Here is a 14,764-nt window from a genome sequence, read left to right as displayed (position 1 = left end):
TGGAAGCAGTGGACGGGGACGAGCGAAAGGGACGAGGGCACCGTGGCACAGGAGACCGTGGAGCACGAGGACACCGCCGCGCGGGAGCGGGAGGCGGCCGCGCGTGTCGCGCGGCGGGACACCGCCGTGCGCGAAGCGGTGGCCGAGGGGCTGCTCGGGGCGGACGCGCCGCTGGTGGCGCTGCTGGACGTGACCGGCATCCGGGAGTCGGCGGCGGCCCTGCGCGCCGCGTTCGAGGCGGTGGCGGCGCCGGGCACGCCGGTGCTGCACGCGTTCGCGGTCAAGGCGGCCCCGCTGGTGCCGGTCCTGAGCCTGCTGCACGCGGCGGGCCTGGGCGCCGAGGCGGCGAGCCCCGGCGAGCTGGCCCTCGTCCGCGCCGCCGGCGTGCCCGCCTCGCGGACCGTGCTCGACTCCCCCGCCAAGACGCCCGGCGAGCTGCGCGAGGCGCTGGCGCTGGGGGTGGCCGTCAACGCGGACAACCCGCAGGAGCTGGCCCGTATCGACGCGCTGGTCGCCGCCACGCCCACCCGGTCCCCGCTCGGCATCAGGGTGAACCCGCAGGTCGGCGGCGGGAGCATCGGGGCGACCTCGACCGCGACGCCCACCTCCAAGTTCGGCGTGGCACTGCGGGACGAGGGGGCCAGGGAGTGGGTGGTACGGGCGTACCTGGACCGGCCCTGGCTGACCCGGCTGCACGCCCACACCGGCTCGCAGGGCATCCCGCTGCCGCTGATGGCGCGGGGCGTGGCGGCGGCGTACACGCTGGCGGAGGAGATCAACGAGCGGGCCGGGCGGCGCCAGATCGACACCCTCGACATCGGCGGCGGCCTGCCGGTCGACTTCACGGCCGAGGCGACCGCGCCGACGTACGCGGAGTACGCCCGGCTGCTGGCCGACGAGGTACCGGGCCTGTTCGACGGGCGGTACGGGCTGGTGACCGAGTTCGGACGGTCCCTGCTGGCCAAGCACGGCACGATGCTGACCCGGGTGGAGTACGCCAAGAGCGCGGGCGGCCGGCGGATCGCCGTGACGCACGCGGGCGTACAGGTGGCCGCGCGGACGGTGTACGCCCCGGAGCAGTGGCCGCTGCGGGTGGCCGCGTACGACGCCGGGGGGCGGCCGAAGACCGGGCCGGACGTGGTACAGGACGTGGCGGGCCCGGCCTGCTTCTCCGGGGACCTGATCGCCGAGGGCCGCGCGCTGCCCGCGCTGGAGCAGGGCGACCTGGCGGCCGTCCTGGACACCGGCGCCTACTTCTTCGCCCACCACTACGCCTACAACTCCCTTGCCCGGCCCGGCGTCTACGGCTTCACGCCGGACGGCGCCGGGGGCGTGGACTTCGCGACCGTACGGCCGCCGCAGACGGTGGCGGAGATCGTGGCCGAATCCGGCGGGGCGCACGCGGACGCGCTCACCACCCTGGGCGCGCCCGGGAGCCGTTGACGCGGACGGCGGGCCCGAAGGACAAAGAGACCGACTTCCTCCGCAACGCACGCCAATCGGCCCAACTTAGCGCGCCGGACGCACGTTCCAACGGAAAATGCCAAAGCCCTCACCCGCCACGCACACGTTGCGTAGTGTCAGTGTCACTGAGCCGGAGTCCCAGGCGGGGAGGGGAGCCCACGGTGCCCGGAATCGACGAATGCTTACTGGAAGCCATGCGGCTGCCCGGCGCGCGGGGGGCGGCGCTGGTGGACTGGACCAGCGGACTGGCCCTCGGCACCGTCGGCGAGGCCCCCGGCGGTGACCACGAGACCACGGCGGCCGAGGCCGCCGAACTGGCCCGGCTGGCCGCCGAACACGGCGCCTTCTCCGCCGGGGAGGGTGAGGACGGGCGGCCGCCCGTCGAGGACGTGATCGTCAGCAACCAGGACAGCTACCACCTGCTGAGGTTCGTGGACACGTCCTTCGACAGCAGCGTCTTCCTCCATCTGTGGGTCGGCCGCGCGGAGGGGAACCTCGCGCTCGCCCGCATCCGTCTCGGCGAGATGGCCGACCGGCTGGTGCTGGGATGACCGTGGTGGACATACCCCCGCCGCTGCCGGTACGAGACCGCGGCGACCAGCGCGACATGACCTCGGGGGCACTGTCACCGATGCTCAGACGACTCGCGGAGGAACAGGCCACCGGCGTCCTGGTCCGCGAACACGGCACCCTCTACCTCGCCCAGGGCCAGGTGGTGCACGCCGAGAGTCCGTTCGCCCCCGGCCTCGGCGTGCTCCTCACGGCCCATGGCACCCTCGCGGCGGCCGCCTGGCAGCACGCCGCCGAACACTCCGCCGGCCCGCCGGACGCCGCCCGCCTGCTGCTCGACGCGGGACTGCTGCCCGAAGGCGCCCTGGAGCTGTGCCACCTGGACGCGCTGTACGACGCCGGCTACTTCGCCCTGGCCCCGAGCAGCACCCCGGGCCGGTTCCGCTACGACCCCGCACCCCGGCTCGGCCCGCTGCCCTCGGTGCCCGTCGTCGCGCTGGAGCGGGAGACGCTGCGCCGCCGCCTGCTGCTGCACCGGCTCTGGCCCGACCCGGCAGCCGACAGCGCCCCCCTGGTCCAGGCCGACGCGTCGAGCACGGCGCAGGTGCCGCCGCGCCGCCGGGCGGTGCTGGAGCGGGCCGACGGGGTCCGTACCGCCCTGGGGATCGCCCACGACCTGGGGCGCCAGGCGTTCCACACGCTGGTGGACGTACGGCGGCTCACGGCGGACGGCCTGCTGGCCCCGGTGCCCACCGCTCCGGACCCTCCGCAGGCGGCGTGGCGTCCCCCGGCCCCGCTCACGGTCACCGACCCCGACATCGCGCTGCTGAAGAGGCTCAGGAATGCGCTGGAGGCGCTTTGAACGGCAACCGCCCGCCGAGAGGAGAGAGCTGATGCTGCCCGAATCGGACCTGGCCGCCGTCCAGGACGAGCTGCGGCGGCTGCGCACCCGCGTACCCCAGCTCACCGGCGCCCTGGCGGCGGGGGTGGACGGCCTCGTCGTCGCCCACGACACACCCGGCGTCGACCCCGACGGGCTCGCGGCGCTCACCGCGGCCTCGCTCGGCGTCGCCGTCCGGCTCGCCGACGCCACCGGCAACGGCGGCTTCAGGGAACTACTGGTGCGCGGCGAGCGCGGCTACGTCGCCACGTACGCGGCCGGGCGCACCGCCGTGCTGACCCTGCTCGCCCAGGACCGGGTCAACGTCGGGCGGCTGCACCTGGAGGGCCGCCGGGCGGGCGCCCGCGTCGGGGAACTGCTCGACGCCGCCGAGGCCGAGGCCCGGCTCCGCCCGCCGGAGCGGCCCGCCCGGGCGGCGACCGCCCGCACCCGCGCCACCCGCACCCCGCGGGCCACGGCCACCGAAACACCGACCGCAACCGAGAGTTGAACCCCGAAAGGACAGCAGAACCATGGCGAACACCGAAACGGCGCTGAAAGAGGCGCTCACCTCCATCGAGGGTGCCACCGGCGTCGCGCTCGTCGACTACACCAGCGGCATGGCGCTGGGCACGCTGGGCGGCAGCAAGACCTTCGACCTGAACGTCGCCGCCGCGGGCAACACCGACGTGATCCGCGCCAAGATGCGCACCATGGAGCACCTGGGGCTCAAGGCCGAGATCGAGGACATCCTGATCACGCTGAGCGACCAGTACCACATGATCCGGCTGCTCAAGGGGCGCGGCGGCAACGGCCTGTTCCTCTACCTGGTGCTGGACAGCAGGGCCAACCTGGCGATGGCGCGGCACCAGTTGCGCCGGATCGAGCAGGACCTGGAGGTCTGAGCAGGACCTCCGCCGCACCTCTGCGCCACACCGACGCCGTGGCACGGCGGCGGGCCCCGCCAGGGGGCGCGTCGCCCGCCGCGCGGCAGGGTGACGGCGCAAGCCGGGACGAGCCTCGAGAGCGCGCCGGTCACTCCACGAAGAGCCCCCGGGCCGCCGCACGCGCGTCGAACTCCTCCAGCCGGGCCTGCGCGTCGGGCAGCCCATCGCACATGGCCTCCAGCAGCACTCGGCCCAGCAGCATCGGCGCGCACGCGGTGTCGAAGGCGAGCCCGGTGCCGACGGCGGCGGGCAGCAGGAGGTCGGAGTACTTGGCGACCGGCGCGAACGCGGAGTCGGCGACCGTGACGACACTCAGCCCCGCCTCCTTGGCGTGCGCGAGGGCGTCCAGCACCTCGCGCGGGTGCCGGGGCAGCGCGAAGCAGAGCAGTGCCGAGGCGCCGGCCCGTACGGCCGCGTCGATACGGTCCTGCACCATCGAGCCGCCCTCGTCGAGCAGCCGGACGTCGGGGTGGACCTTGGCGGCGAAGTAGGCGAAGCCGAACGCCTGCGGGGCGGCCGCGCGCAGGCCCAGCACCGGCAGCGGCCGGGAGGCGGCGAGGAGGCGGCCGGCGCGCTGGACGGGGGCGGGGTCGGCGAGCAGCTCGGCGAGGTGCCTGAGGTTCTCGATCTCGGCCTCGACCGCCTGCTGGTACTCATTGAACTCCCCGCCCGCGACGGCCGGTTCGGCGGGGACGACCTCGCGCAGATGGCGCCGGAGCGCCGGGTACCCATCGAAGCCGAGGGCGACGGCGAACCGGGTGACGGAGGGCTGGCTGACCCCGGCCAGCTCGGCGAGCTCCACGCTGGACAGGAACGGCACGTCCGCGGCCCGCCGCACCATGCTGTGCGCGATCCGCCGCTGGGTCGGGGTGAGCCGGTGCCCCTCGAAGAGCGCCTGCAACCGGTTCGCAGGACTGTCGCTCACGCTCATGCCACGCTCCCCCTCCAGATGTCGTCGGGTCCAGGTCACCCCCGCACGGAAAGTACGGAGAGTACAGCGCCGGGGCGGGGGCGGGCACCGTCGGTTATTCAGGTTTGAGGTGCCTTGCATACCTTTATACAGCGCGTGGGGGTGGGGCGCCCTCCATCGAGCGGATCCGAGCGCGATCCGGCCCGTCGAGCGAGCCGACCGGAGCACCGGGCACCGCGAGATATGACATGTGCGCCCCAAGAATGTGTGGGTTCTGTGTATGAACCCGTCGGGTTTCTGGCAGAGTTGGTGTCATTACCGCCTTTTCAGGGGGCGGGACATGGGGGAAAGCGCAGGCGGAGCCGCTTCGGGCGGCTGTCCCTCCGGTTGGGGAACCGGAGCCGGGTCCCGCCTGCCTCGAGGAATCCAGGGGGGATTCACGATGGACTACCAGAAGACGCTGCCTATGACGGGGCCCGCCATCGTCGTGGGCGGCCTGCAGATCGAACAGAGCTGGCTCCTGCTTGCGGCAGTGCTGCTCGTGGGCCTCGGTGCGGTGATGGTCCGCGTCGGCTTCCGGCGCGGCAAGGGGGCGACGGAACAGTGAGGCTGCCCACGGCGCACCTCGCCTCGAAGACGTATCTGGTGCTCGCACTCCTCCTCCTCGGAGGGGGCATCGCGTGGACGGCCCGCCATGTGGCCAACCTGGTGGCCTTCTCACAGGGCAGGACGAGCACGCAGAGCTTCACCTTGCTGTGGGCGGTCGTCTTCGGTTCCCTCGTCTGGCATCTCGGACTGGCGTGGACCGAACGGCCCTTCCGGACGACGGCACGTCAGCAGGCGCAGCTCGACAAGCTCTTCGTCACGGTGAACGTGCCGGTCCACAAGGAGGACGAGGAGGCTCTGCGACGCGTCCTGGAGGCCATCCTCCGGCAGACCCGGATGCCCCAGCGCGTGCAGATCGTCACCAACGGGCTCGGCAACCCCGACTACAGCGCGATCCGCGACGAGTGGACGGCACGGGCGGCCGAACTGTTCCCCGAGATGATCGTGGAATGGGTCCATCAGGACGTGCCCGGCAAGCGTGACGCGCAGATCCGCACGTTCAAGGACGGCGGCCAGGCGGACATCTTCGCCACGATGGACTCCGACACGGTCATGGACCCGAAGTGCATCGAAGAGGGGCTGAAGCCGTTCGCGGACAAGAGGGTCACGAGCGTGGCGTCCGTCATCCTCGCCTTCAACTCCCGGCATCCGCTCGTCCGGATCACGGATCCGTGGCTGCTCGCCTTCCAGCTCGCGGTGCGCAGCGCGATGAGCAAGCTGGGCTGCGTCCTGGTGAACTCCGGCAACTTCTCCATGTACCGGGCCCAGGTCGTCCGGGACGCCCTCCCGGCCTACGAGCGGGAGTACTTCCTGGGTAACCAGGTGCAGTTCTCGGACGACTCGCTCCTGACGCTCTTCGCGCACCTGCGGGGACGGACGGTCCAGCAGCCGTCGAGCTTCGCCTTCACCGTGCTGCCGGAGAAGATCGGGCACCACTGGCGGCAGCAGCTGCGCTGGATGCGGGGCAGCACCATCAGGTCCATCTGGCGCTTCCGCTACCTGCCCCTAAAGGGGTTCGCGTACTGGGAGCACTTCGCGGCGTGGCTGAACTTCGTCCTGGTCTCGTTCGCCTTCCTCGTCCTGTTCGTGCTGGCACCGATCTTCAACCACGAGGTGATGCCGTTCCTGTTCCTCTTCTCGGTGCTGGTGGCCTACGCGACGGGGCTGAAATACCTGACGATCCGGCGCAGCGACCAGAGCTTCGGCAGTCAGCTGGTGACCTTCGCCCTCACGCCGGTCATGCTGGTGTGGACCGCGCTGGTGCTGCGGCCGCTGCGCATCTACGCGATGGTGACCTGCTGGAAGACGGGCTGGGGTACGCGCGGGAGCGTGGAGGTGCGGACGGCGGCTTCGGAGGGACGGGACGTGGTTCCCGTCTGAGGGGCGGCGATCATCACGCGCGCCCGGAGGGTCTCTCGCCGGACGCGCGTCGTCATGCCCGTCCCCGTGATGACGCCCGGGCCGCAGGCTCGTTCCTCAGTAACGGCCCTGTTCCTCAGTAACGGCCCTGGAGATCCTCCGGCGTGGACCGGGCGATACCCGCCAGGGCGTCCAGGGCGGGCGCGAGCGCGTCGGTGGGTGGGGAGGCGAGGGCGAGCCGGACCGCGTGCGGGGCGCTGTCGCGGCGGACGGCGAAGGCGGCGGCCGGGGCGACGGCGATGCCGTGCCGCGCGGCGGCGGCGACGAAGGTGTCCGCCCGCCAGCCCTCGGGCAACCGCCACCAGCAGTGATAGGCGCGGGCGTCCCCGCGCACGTCGAACCCGTCGAGCCGCCGTGCCGCCAGTGCCTGCCGCTCGGCGGCGTCCTGCCGCTTGTCGGCCGCGAGCCGGTCGGCGGTGCCGTCACGCTGCCAGCGCCGCATGACCTCCAGGGCGAAGCGCATCGGGGTCCAGCCGCCCGAGCGCAATGAGGTGGCCAGGGCGTCGGTGCGGGCGGGCGGCGCGACGAGGAATCCGAGGGTGAGGCCGGGGGCGACACGCTTGGAGAGGCTGTCGACGAGCACGGTCCGCTCGGGCAGCAGGGCGGCGAACGGCGGGAGTTCGGCGCGCAGGAAGCCCCAGACCGCGTCCTCGACCACGGGAAGGTCCAGCCGGGTCAGCACCTCGGCGAGTGCGGCCAGGCGGGCGGGCGGGGCGGTGAGCGAGAGCGGGTTGTGCAGGGTCGGCTGCGTGTACACGGCGTGCAGCGGGGCGCGGCGGTGGGCCTGCTCGACGGCACCGGGGAGGAGACCCTCGTCGTCCATGGCGAGCGGTACGAGGGTGACACCGAGCCGGGCGGCGACCGTGCGGATGACGGGATACGTCAGCTCCTCCACCCCGAGCCGGCCGCCGGGCGGGACCAGGGCGGCGACGGCGGCGGAGACGGCCTGGCGGCCGTTCCCGGCGAACAACACCTGGTCGGGGTCGGGGCGCCAGCCGCCCCGGGCGAGCAGCTCGGCGGCGGCTTCCCGGGCCGTGGGGGTGCCCGCGGCGCCGACCGGGCGGAGGGCGTCACCGAGGATGTCGGGCCGGGCGAGCGGGGCGAGGCCCTCGGCGAGGAGGCCGGCGTGGCCGGGCAGGGTGGAGTGGTTCAGCTCCAGGTCGACGCGGGCCGCGGCCGGTTCGGTGAGGGCGGGGGCGGCGGCCTCGGCTCCGGCGCGGACGTAGGTGCCCCGGCCGACCTCGCCGACGGTGAGGCCGCGGCGGGCGAGTTCCCGGTAGACGCGGGTGGCGGTGGAGTCGGCGATGCCGTGCCGCCGGGCGAACGTCCGCTGCGGGGGCAGCCGGTCGCCGGGGCGGAGGGCTCCGCCCCGGATCTCCTCGGCCACCGCGTCGGCCACGCTCCGGTAGTCGCTCACTCCGGTCTCCTCCCACGACATTGCCCCGAGAACAATAGCGGCTATTGCACCGAGAATTGAGGGTCCATAGCCTCAAGGCAATACCGCTCACGCAACCACCGGGGGGACTTCCCATGCTCATCGAGCCCAGCGCTGCCCTGGGGGTGACGGTGGTGGCCCTCGGGATGGTCCTCACGCCGGGCCCGAACATGATCTACCTGGTCTCCCGCAGCATCACCCAGGGCAGACGCGCCGGGCTCGTCTCCCTCGGCGGGGTGGCCCTGGGCTTCGTCGCCTACCTGCTGGCGGCCAACCTCGGCCTCTCGGTGCTCTTCCTCGCGGTGCCGCAGCTGTACGTCGCGGTGAAGCTGGCCGGCGCGGGATACCTCGCGTACCTGGCCTGGTCGGCGCTGCGGCCGGGCGGGGTGTCGGTGTTCGCCCCGCGCGAGGTGCCGCCGGACTCGCCGCGCAGGCTGTTCACGATGGGCCTGATGACGAACCTGCTCAACCCGAAGATCGCCATCATGTACCTGTCCCTGATCCCGCAGTTCGTCGACCTCGACCGGGGCCACGTCCTCACCCAGGGGCTCCTGCTGGGCTCCTGCCAGATCGCGGTGAGCGTGGCGGTGAACCTCGCCATCGTCCTCGCCGCCGGGACGATCGCCACGTTCCTCGCCCGGCGCCCGTCCTGGCTGAAGGTCCAGCGGTACGCGATGGGCACGGTACTGGGGGCGCTGGCCCTGACGCTGGCGGTGGACACCTCGGGGCCGAGCGCGGCGAGCTGAAGTCCCGGAAAGGGCTTTCGCGGGGACCGCCGCACCCCCGGTGAAGGGGGGCGGGACGACGGCGGTCCCCGCGAGGGACGCGGGTCGGGTCAGGCCCGTGCGCGTCCTGGGCGCCGTGGGAGGTCCGGGAGCCGCTCCGGAGTTTCCTGGGCGCCGTTCGGCGCCGGCACGGACGGGGAGCCTCCCCCGGGGCTCAATGCCCGGGAGGTACCTCCATCGCCCCTGCCGACGCCCACCACTCTGCCTGGCCCGTGTTAAGCACGTGCTGCGCGCACGTGACACCCTCATGCCGCTTGGACCACGACCCGGTCAAGTCGGCTAGTGGTTCGCGCCCTTGGCGAGGAAGGACAGCAGGTCCTGGCGGCTGACGACGCCGGTCGGCTTGCCCTCGACCAGGACGATCGCCGCGTCCGCCGCGCCCAGCACCGCCATGAGGTCGCCGACCGGCTCGCCGGAGCCGACCTGCGGCAGCGGGGCCGACATGTGCTTCTCCAGCGGGTCACCCAGCGAGGCCCGCTGGGAGAACAGCGCGTCCAGCAGCTCGCGTTCCACGACCGAGCCGACGACCTCGGCGGCCATGACGTCGGGGTGGCCGGCGCCCGGCTTGACGACCGGCATCTGCGAGACGCCGTACTCGCGCAGCACCTCGATGGCCTCGCCGACCGTCTCCTCGGGGTGCATGTGGACCAGGGACGGGATGACGCCGCCCACCTTGTCCTTGAGCACGTCGGCGACGCGGGCGTTGGGGCCCTCGTCCTCCAGGAAGCCGTAGTCGGCCATCCACTCGTCGTTGAAGATCTTCGAGAGGTAGCCGCGGCCGCTGTCCGGGAGCAGCACGACCACGACGTCGTCCGGGCCGAGGCCCTCGGCGACGCGCAGCGCGGCGACGACCGCCATGCCGCAGGAGCCGCCGACGAGCAGGCCCTCCTCCTTGGCGAGGCGGCGGGTCATCTGGAAGGCGTCCTTGTCGGAGACCGGCACGATCTCGTCAGCGACGTTCGGGTCGTAGGCGGTCGGCCAGAAGTCCTCGCCGACGCCCTCGATCAGGTACGGGCGGCCCGAGCCGCCGGAGTAGACCGAGCCCTCCGGGTCGGCGCCGATGACCTTGACCCGGCCCTCGCTGGCGTCCTTGAGGTAGTTGCCGGTGCCGGAGATGGTGCCGCCGGTGCCGACGCCCGCCACGAAGTGGGTGATCTTCCCCTCGGTCTGCTCCCACAGCTCGGGGCCGGTGGAGTGATAGTGCGAGAGCGGGTTGTTGGGGTTGGAGTACTGGTCCGGCTTCCACGCGCCCGGCGTCTCACGGACGAGCCGGTCGGAGACGTTGTAGTAGGAGTCCGGGTGCTCGGGGTCCACGGCGGTCGGGCAGACCACGACCTCGGCGCCGTACGCGCGCAGCACGTTGATCTTGTCCATGCTGACCTTGTCGGGGCACACGAAGACGCACTTGTACCCCTTCTGCTGCGCCACGATGGCGAGCCCGACACCGGTGTTGCCGCTGGTCGGCTCGACGATCGTGCCGCCGGGCTTCAGCTCCCCGCTCGCTTCCGCGGCCTCGATCATGCGCAGGGCGATGCGGTCCTTCACGGAACCGCCGGGGTTGAAGTACTCCACCTTGGCCAGGACGGTCGCCTGGATGCCCTCGGTCACGCTGTTGAGCCTCACCAGCGGGGTGTTGCCGACGAGGCTGATCATCGAGTCGTGGAAATGCACCGTTGTCTCCGGTTGCTTGCAAAAAACTTGTGGTCGTAGTGGTTGTGCCAGCCTACGGCCAGCGGGAGGAGATGCGGACGGGCCTTCACTCCGTGTGGAGATTGACGCACATGCCGTACGGGGCAAGGAGTGGGTACGGCTACGAGGAGGTGGCGGCGACGCATGACGAGCATGTCGAGGGCGAGGGTGGCCCGGCGCATCGCGGCCGGGGCGGCGTACGGCGGCGGCGGGGTGGGACTGGTCGGCGCGGCCGCCGTGGGGCTGCTGCTCACGGAGATGCGCCTGGCGCGGCGCCATGTGAACAACGGCGCCACCGGCCGGGTGCCCCCGGCGGACGGCATCTACGGCGCCGGGTACGAGCGCTCCGGCGAGCCCCCGCTGAGGCTGGCCATGCTGGGTGACTCCACGGCCGCCGGCCAGGGCGTGCACCGGGCGGGGCAGACACCGGGGGCGCTGCTGTCCTCGGGGCTGGCGGCGGTCGCGGAGCGGCCGGTGCGCCTGCACAACGTGGCGCTGCCGGGCGCCACCTCGGACGACCTGGACCGCCAGGTGGCGCTGGCGCTGGCGGCACCGCAGGGCGCCCCCGACATCTGCGTGATCATGATCGGCGCCAACGACGTCACCCGCCGCATGCCGCCGACCCGCTCGGTGAGGCACCTGTCGGCGGCGGTACGGCGGCTGCGCACGGCCGGTGCCGAGGTCGTCATCGGCACCTGTCCCGACCTCGGCACCATCGAGCCGGTGCGGCAGCCGCTGCGCTGGCTGGCCCGGCGGGCCTCGCGGCAGCTGGCGGCGGCGCAGACCATCGGGGCGGTGGAGCAGGGCGGCCGGACGGTGTCGCTCGGCGATCTGCTGGGCCCGGAGTTCGCGGCCAACCCCCGCGAGCTGTTCGGCCCGGACCACTACCACCCCTCGGCCGAGGGGTACGCGACGGCGGCGATGGCGGTGCTGCCCACCCTCTGCGCGGCGCTCGGCATGTGGCCGGCCGAGGAGGAGGTGCCGGACGCCTCGCGCCGGGAGGGCTTCCTGCCGGTGGCCCGCGCGGCCGCCGAGGCCGCGTCCGAGGCGGGTACGGAGGTCGCGGCGGCGATGCCGACCGGGCCGCGCGGGCCCTGGGCGCTGCTCAAGCGGCGCAGGCGCCGCCGGGTGCGGGAGGCCGAACCGGCCACACCGTCCTGAGGGGAATGACACCGGCCAAGCAAGCGCTTAGACAATTGCGGCCAGTGTCACACCGCCGCACCGGTGACCCGGACCATACGTACGGGTAACTTCCGACTCGGCCCTGCCCGAATTCCCGTAAGCCTCTGGAGCCGTGATGCCCGAAGCCGTCATCGTGTCGACCGCCCGCTCCCCCATCGGCCGCGCCTTCAAGGGCTCCCTGAAGGACCTGCGCCCGGACGACCTCACCGCCACGATCATCCAGGCGGCGCTCGCCAAGGTCCCCGAGCTCGACCCCCGGGACATCGACGACCTGATGCTCGGCTGCGGCCTGCCCGGCGGCGAGCAGGGCAACAACCTCGGCCGGATCGTGGCCGTGCAGATGGGCATGGACCACCTGCCGGGCTGCACGGTCACCCGCTACTGCTCCTCCTCGCTGCAGACCTCCCGCATGGCGCTGCACGCCATCAAGGCCGGCGAGGGCGACGTCTTCATCTCCGCCGGTGTGGAGATGGTCTCCCGCTTCGCCAAGGGCAACTCCGACAGCCTGCCCGACACGCGCAACCCCTTCTTCGCCGAGGCCGAGGCCCGTACCGCGGCCGTCGCCGAGCAGGAGGGCACCACCTGGCACGACCCGCGCGAGGACGGCCTCGTCCCGGACGCGTACATCGCCATGGGCCAGACCGCGGAGAACCTCGCCCGCCTCAAGGGCATCAGCCGCCGGGAGATGGACGAGTTCGGCGTCCGCTCGCAGAACCTCGCCGAGGAAGCCATCAAGAACGGCTTCTGGGAGCGCGAGATCACCCCGGTCACGCTGCCCGACGGCACGGTCGTCGCCAAGGACGACGGTCCGCGCGCGGGTGTCTCGCTGGAGGGCGTCGAGGGCCTGAAGCCGGTCTTCCGCCCCGACGGCCTGGTCACCGCGGCCAACTGCTGCCCGCTCAACGACGGCGCCGCGGCCCTGGTCATCATGAGCGACACCAAGGCCCGTGAGCTGGGGCTGACCCCGCTCGCCCGCATCGTCTCCACCGGCGTCTCCGGCCTCTCCCCCGAGATCATGGGCCTCGGCCCGGTCGAGGCGAGCAAGCAGGCGCTGAGCCGCGCCGGTCTCGGCGTCGGCGACATCGACCTGGTCGAGATCAACGAGGCGTTCGCCGCCCAGGTGATCCCCTCCTACCAGGAGCTGGGCATCGACCTGGACCGGCTCAACGTCAACGGCGGCGCCATCGCGGTCGGCCACCCCTTCGGCATGACCGGCGCCCGGATCACCGGCACGCTGATCAACTCCCTGCAGTTCCACGACAAGCAGTTCGGTCTGGAGACCATGTGCGTCGGCGGCGGCCAGGGCATGGCGATGGTCATCGAGCGCCTGAGCTAGGGCCTTTCTTCCGGATCAGGCCGGCTCGGGCCGACGGCACCCTTCGGGCGGACCCGAGCGGGGTCTGGTGCGTGCGGCTGCAAGGCGGAGGAGGGAGTCGACGCGGAGCGTCGGCGACCGACGACAACGCCGCAGACGTGCGTGCCAGGGCCCGCGACCCCGGCAAGATCCGGAAGACAGGCCCTGGGACGCCTCCCGGTCGACCCTCGGTGACCACTCCCGCACGGTCGGTCGAGAACGGCCCAGAACCCGGTAAAGCGCCCGGGTTCTGGGCCGTTTTGTGATCCAATCTCCCCCAGGGTGTGACCTATCTCGCGCACTGGGGGATCGGCGCAGGTCAATGCCGTGAACCGAGTGGCGCCTGAGGCCACGGAGACCAATCGGCTGTCCGTTTCGTGACGTTACGCACTGACAGGCGGTCAGCCCACCCCTCAAGCTGAGGTAGGAAGTCGGGGGTCGACTTTGAACCTGGGAGTACGTCAGTGAGCGCCATGTCCATCGCCCTGCTGCTCACCACGGCCGCCACGGGCGCCGTGGGCGTCGCCGTCCTGTGCACCGTGCTGCGGCTGCGCCGCCAGATCGCCGAGCTGCAGGCCCAGCTCTCCGCGAACCAGGCGGCCGAGATCCGCGCGCTGCTGCCCGCGGCCCGCACCACCGCCGACGCGGAGGAGATACGCGAGGCCGTGGCCGCCGCGCTCGCCGAGGAGCGGGAGCGCGAACTGGCCGAGGCCCGCGCGTTCTGGGCCGCGCAGGAGGTCCGCGACCTCTCCGACGCGCCGCCCCCGCTCTACGGCCTGGACGCCGATACGTTCCTGCCCCGCCCCTCGGACTTCGCGGGCCTGGAGCCGGCCGTCGAGCCGGACGAGTTCACCGGCGACTCCCCCGAGCTGGCCGCGGCCCGCCGCCGCCACCCCTCGCACCCGGACTTCGTCCCCGTGCAGTCGCCCGTGGGCGACGAGGAGGACCGCGCCGTCACCATCCTGGAGCGGCTCTCCGCCGAGGGCACCGCGCTCGCCGACGTCCGCCCCGGCCCGCTGGGCACCCTCGACGTCTACGTCTTCGCCGACGGCACCACCCTGTGCATGACGCCGGGCCACCGCGAGACCGCCGAACGGCTGGCCGCCGCGCTCCACGAGGGCGAGGCGCCCTCCCTGCTGGGCGGCTCGGGCATCTCCGGCGCCTTCACCCTGACCTTCGCCTACGGCGAGGAGACGGTGTACGTCCTCGCCGACCGGGTCATCGCCTCTCTCTGACCCGCGCCTCAGACACCGGCCCGCTTGCGGGCCTCCTCGACCAGCTCCACCGCCTGAGCGAGCTGGTCCTCGCCGCGCAGCGCGACCGCCAGGTCGTGCCCGGCCACCGTGATCTGGTCGGCCGCCGCGAACATCCCGGCGTCCGGCATCTCGCGCGGCTCGCTGCCCGGCTCCTCCAGTTCCTGGGCCCGCCGGGCCAGCTCCCGCGCGACCGCCAGCGCCTCGGCGGCGGCGCCGCGCTGCAGCCGGCTCTGCGGGGCGGCGCGCAGCCGGTCGGCGAAGTGTTCCACTGCTTTGGTCAGGGGCGTCGTATCCAGCACGCGCCGAGCGTAACGCGGGCACTGTTGC

15 protein-coding genes are annotated in these 14,764 nt (G+C 72.9%); 11 read left to right on the top strand and 4 right to left on the bottom strand.

The window, feature by feature from the left end:
- Window positions 1-57: 57 nt before the first annotated feature.
- From ABZ898_RS20880 to ABZ898_RS20860, 5 genes are all read left to right on the top strand, one after another.
- Complete coding sequence (locus ABZ898_RS20880) at window positions 58-1,443, top strand: diaminopimelate decarboxylase (protein ID WP_361660896.1); 1,386 nt, start codon at window positions 58-60, stop codon at window positions 1,441-1,443.
- Window positions 1,444-1,625: 182 nt separating this feature from the next.
- The gene (locus ABZ898_RS20875; RefSeq protein ID WP_361660779.1) at window positions 1,626-2,015 is read left to right on the top strand and encodes a hypothetical protein; all 390 of its coding nucleotides are present in this window, start codon (window positions 1,626-1,628) and stop codon (window positions 2,013-2,015) included.
- Window positions 2,012-2,836: a transcriptional regulator gene (locus ABZ898_RS20870; RefSeq protein WP_361660776.1), complete on the top strand. Its 825-nt coding sequence runs from the start codon at window positions 2,012-2,014 to the stop codon at window positions 2,834-2,836. The genes ABZ898_RS20875 and ABZ898_RS20870 overlap by 4 nt, the downstream gene beginning before the upstream one ends.
- Window positions 2,837-2,867: 31 nt before the next feature.
- Window positions 2,868-3,365, top strand: coding sequence for a roadblock/LC7 domain-containing protein (locus tag ABZ898_RS20865; protein WP_361660773.1), 498 nt, complete (start codon window positions 2,868-2,870; stop codon window positions 3,363-3,365).
- 22 nt (window positions 3,366-3,387) lie between these two features.
- The gene (locus ABZ898_RS20860) at window positions 3,388-3,759 is read left to right on the top strand and encodes a hypothetical protein (protein ID WP_361660770.1); all 372 of its coding nucleotides are present in this window, start codon (window positions 3,388-3,390) and stop codon (window positions 3,757-3,759) included.
- A gap of 130 nt (window positions 3,760-3,889) precedes the next feature.
- Here ABZ898_RS20860 and ABZ898_RS20855 read toward each other — a convergent pair whose 3' ends face one another.
- Window positions 3,890-4,732, bottom strand: coding sequence for a MurR/RpiR family transcriptional regulator (locus ABZ898_RS20855; protein ID WP_361660768.1), 843 nt, complete (start codon window positions 4,730-4,732; stop codon window positions 3,890-3,892).
- 421 nt (window positions 4,733-5,153) lie between these two features.
- Between ABZ898_RS20855 and ABZ898_RS20850 the strand changes: the two genes are divergently transcribed.
- On the top strand, window positions 5,154-5,318 hold the full coding sequence (locus ABZ898_RS20850; RefSeq protein WP_361660765.1) for a hypothetical protein: 165 nt from the start codon (window positions 5,154-5,156) through the stop codon (window positions 5,316-5,318).
- Entirely contained in the window at window positions 5,315-6,697 is a 1,383-nt protein-coding gene (locus ABZ898_RS20845) for a glycosyltransferase (protein WP_361660762.1), read from the top strand. The genes ABZ898_RS20850 and ABZ898_RS20845 overlap by 4 nt, the downstream gene beginning before the upstream one ends.
- A gap of 115 nt (window positions 6,698-6,812) precedes the next feature.
- Here the strand turns inward: ABZ898_RS20845 and ABZ898_RS20840 are convergent, their stop codons facing one another.
- On the bottom strand, window positions 6,813-8,153 hold the full coding sequence (locus ABZ898_RS20840) for a PLP-dependent aminotransferase family protein (RefSeq protein WP_361660759.1): 1,341 nt from the start codon (window positions 8,151-8,153) through the stop codon (window positions 6,813-6,815).
- Between the two features lie 113 nt (window positions 8,154-8,266).
- Here ABZ898_RS20840 and ABZ898_RS20835 point away from each other — a divergent pair, with 113 nt between their 5' ends.
- Window positions 8,267-8,917, top strand: coding sequence for a LysE family translocator (locus ABZ898_RS20835; protein WP_361660756.1), 651 nt, complete (start codon window positions 8,267-8,269; stop codon window positions 8,915-8,917).
- Between the two features lie 318 nt (window positions 8,918-9,235).
- On the opposite strand, the gene ABZ898_RS20830 is transcribed toward ABZ898_RS20835, so the two are convergent.
- A complete protein-coding gene (locus ABZ898_RS20830; RefSeq protein ID WP_361660752.1) occupies window positions 9,236-10,627 on the bottom strand; it encodes a cystathionine beta-synthase in 1,392 nt (463 codons plus the stop codon).
- Between the two features lie 162 nt (window positions 10,628-10,789).
- On the opposite strand from ABZ898_RS20830, the gene ABZ898_RS20825 reads away from it, so the two are divergent.
- The 3 genes from ABZ898_RS20825 to ABZ898_RS20815 all read left to right on the top strand — a co-directional run bounded on the left by ABZ898_RS20825 (window position 10,790) and on the right by ABZ898_RS20815 (window position 14,416).
- Window positions 10,790-11,806 carry an SGNH/GDSL hydrolase family protein gene (locus ABZ898_RS20825; RefSeq protein WP_361660749.1) on the top strand — a complete coding sequence of 339 codons (1,017 nt, stop codon included), beginning with the start codon at window positions 10,790-10,792 and terminating at the stop codon, window positions 11,804-11,806.
- Between the two features lie 136 nt (window positions 11,807-11,942).
- Window positions 11,943-13,163, top strand: coding sequence for an acetyl-CoA C-acetyltransferase (locus ABZ898_RS20820; RefSeq protein WP_361660746.1), 1,221 nt, complete (start codon window positions 11,943-11,945; stop codon window positions 13,161-13,163).
- Between the two features lie 482 nt (window positions 13,164-13,645).
- A complete protein-coding gene (locus tag ABZ898_RS20815) occupies window positions 13,646-14,416 on the top strand; it encodes a hypothetical protein (RefSeq protein ID WP_361660743.1) in 771 nt (256 codons plus the stop codon).
- A gap of 8 nt (window positions 14,417-14,424) precedes the next feature.
- Here ABZ898_RS20815 and ABZ898_RS20810 read toward each other — a convergent pair whose 3' ends face one another.
- Window positions 14,425-14,736, bottom strand: a complete 312-nt coding sequence (locus ABZ898_RS20810; RefSeq protein ID WP_361660740.1) for a hypothetical protein — start codon at window positions 14,734-14,736, stop codon at window positions 14,425-14,427.
- Between the last annotated feature and the right edge of the window lie 28 nt (window positions 14,737-14,764).

It is taken from the genome of Streptomyces sp. NPDC046860 (assembly GCF_040645115.1).
GTDB lineage: Bacteria > Actinomycetota > Actinomycetes > Streptomycetales > Streptomycetaceae > Streptomyces.
Note: the sequence above shows the minus strand (reverse complement) of the source record. Positions and strands in the feature narration are given on the sequence as shown.

Coding starts and splice junctions, on each gene's coding strand:
- ABZ898_RS20870 (WP_361660776.1), top strand. CDS start 2,012: ATGACCGTGGTGGACATACCCCCGCCGCTGCCGGTACGAGACCGCGGC.
- ABZ898_RS20865 (WP_361660773.1), top strand. CDS start 2,868: ATGCTGCCCGAATCGGACCTGGCCGCCGTCCAGGACGAGCTGCGGCGG.
- ABZ898_RS20860 (WP_361660770.1), top strand. CDS start 3,388: ATGGCGAACACCGAAACGGCGCTGAAAGAGGCGCTCACCTCCATCGAG.
- ABZ898_RS20855 (WP_361660768.1), bottom strand. CDS start 4,732: ATGAGCGTGAGCGACAGTCCTGCGAACCGGTTGCAGGCGCTCTTCGAG.
- ABZ898_RS20850 (WP_361660765.1), top strand. CDS start 5,154: ATGGACTACCAGAAGACGCTGCCTATGACGGGGCCCGCCATCGTCGTG.
- ABZ898_RS20835 (WP_361660756.1), top strand. CDS start 8,267: ATGCTCATCGAGCCCAGCGCTGCCCTGGGGGTGACGGTGGTGGCCCTC.
- ABZ898_RS20825 (WP_361660749.1), top strand. CDS start 10,790: ATGACGAGCATGTCGAGGGCGAGGGTGGCCCGGCGCATCGCGGCCGGG.
- ABZ898_RS20820 (WP_361660746.1), top strand. CDS start 11,943: ATGCCCGAAGCCGTCATCGTGTCGACCGCCCGCTCCCCCATCGGCCGC.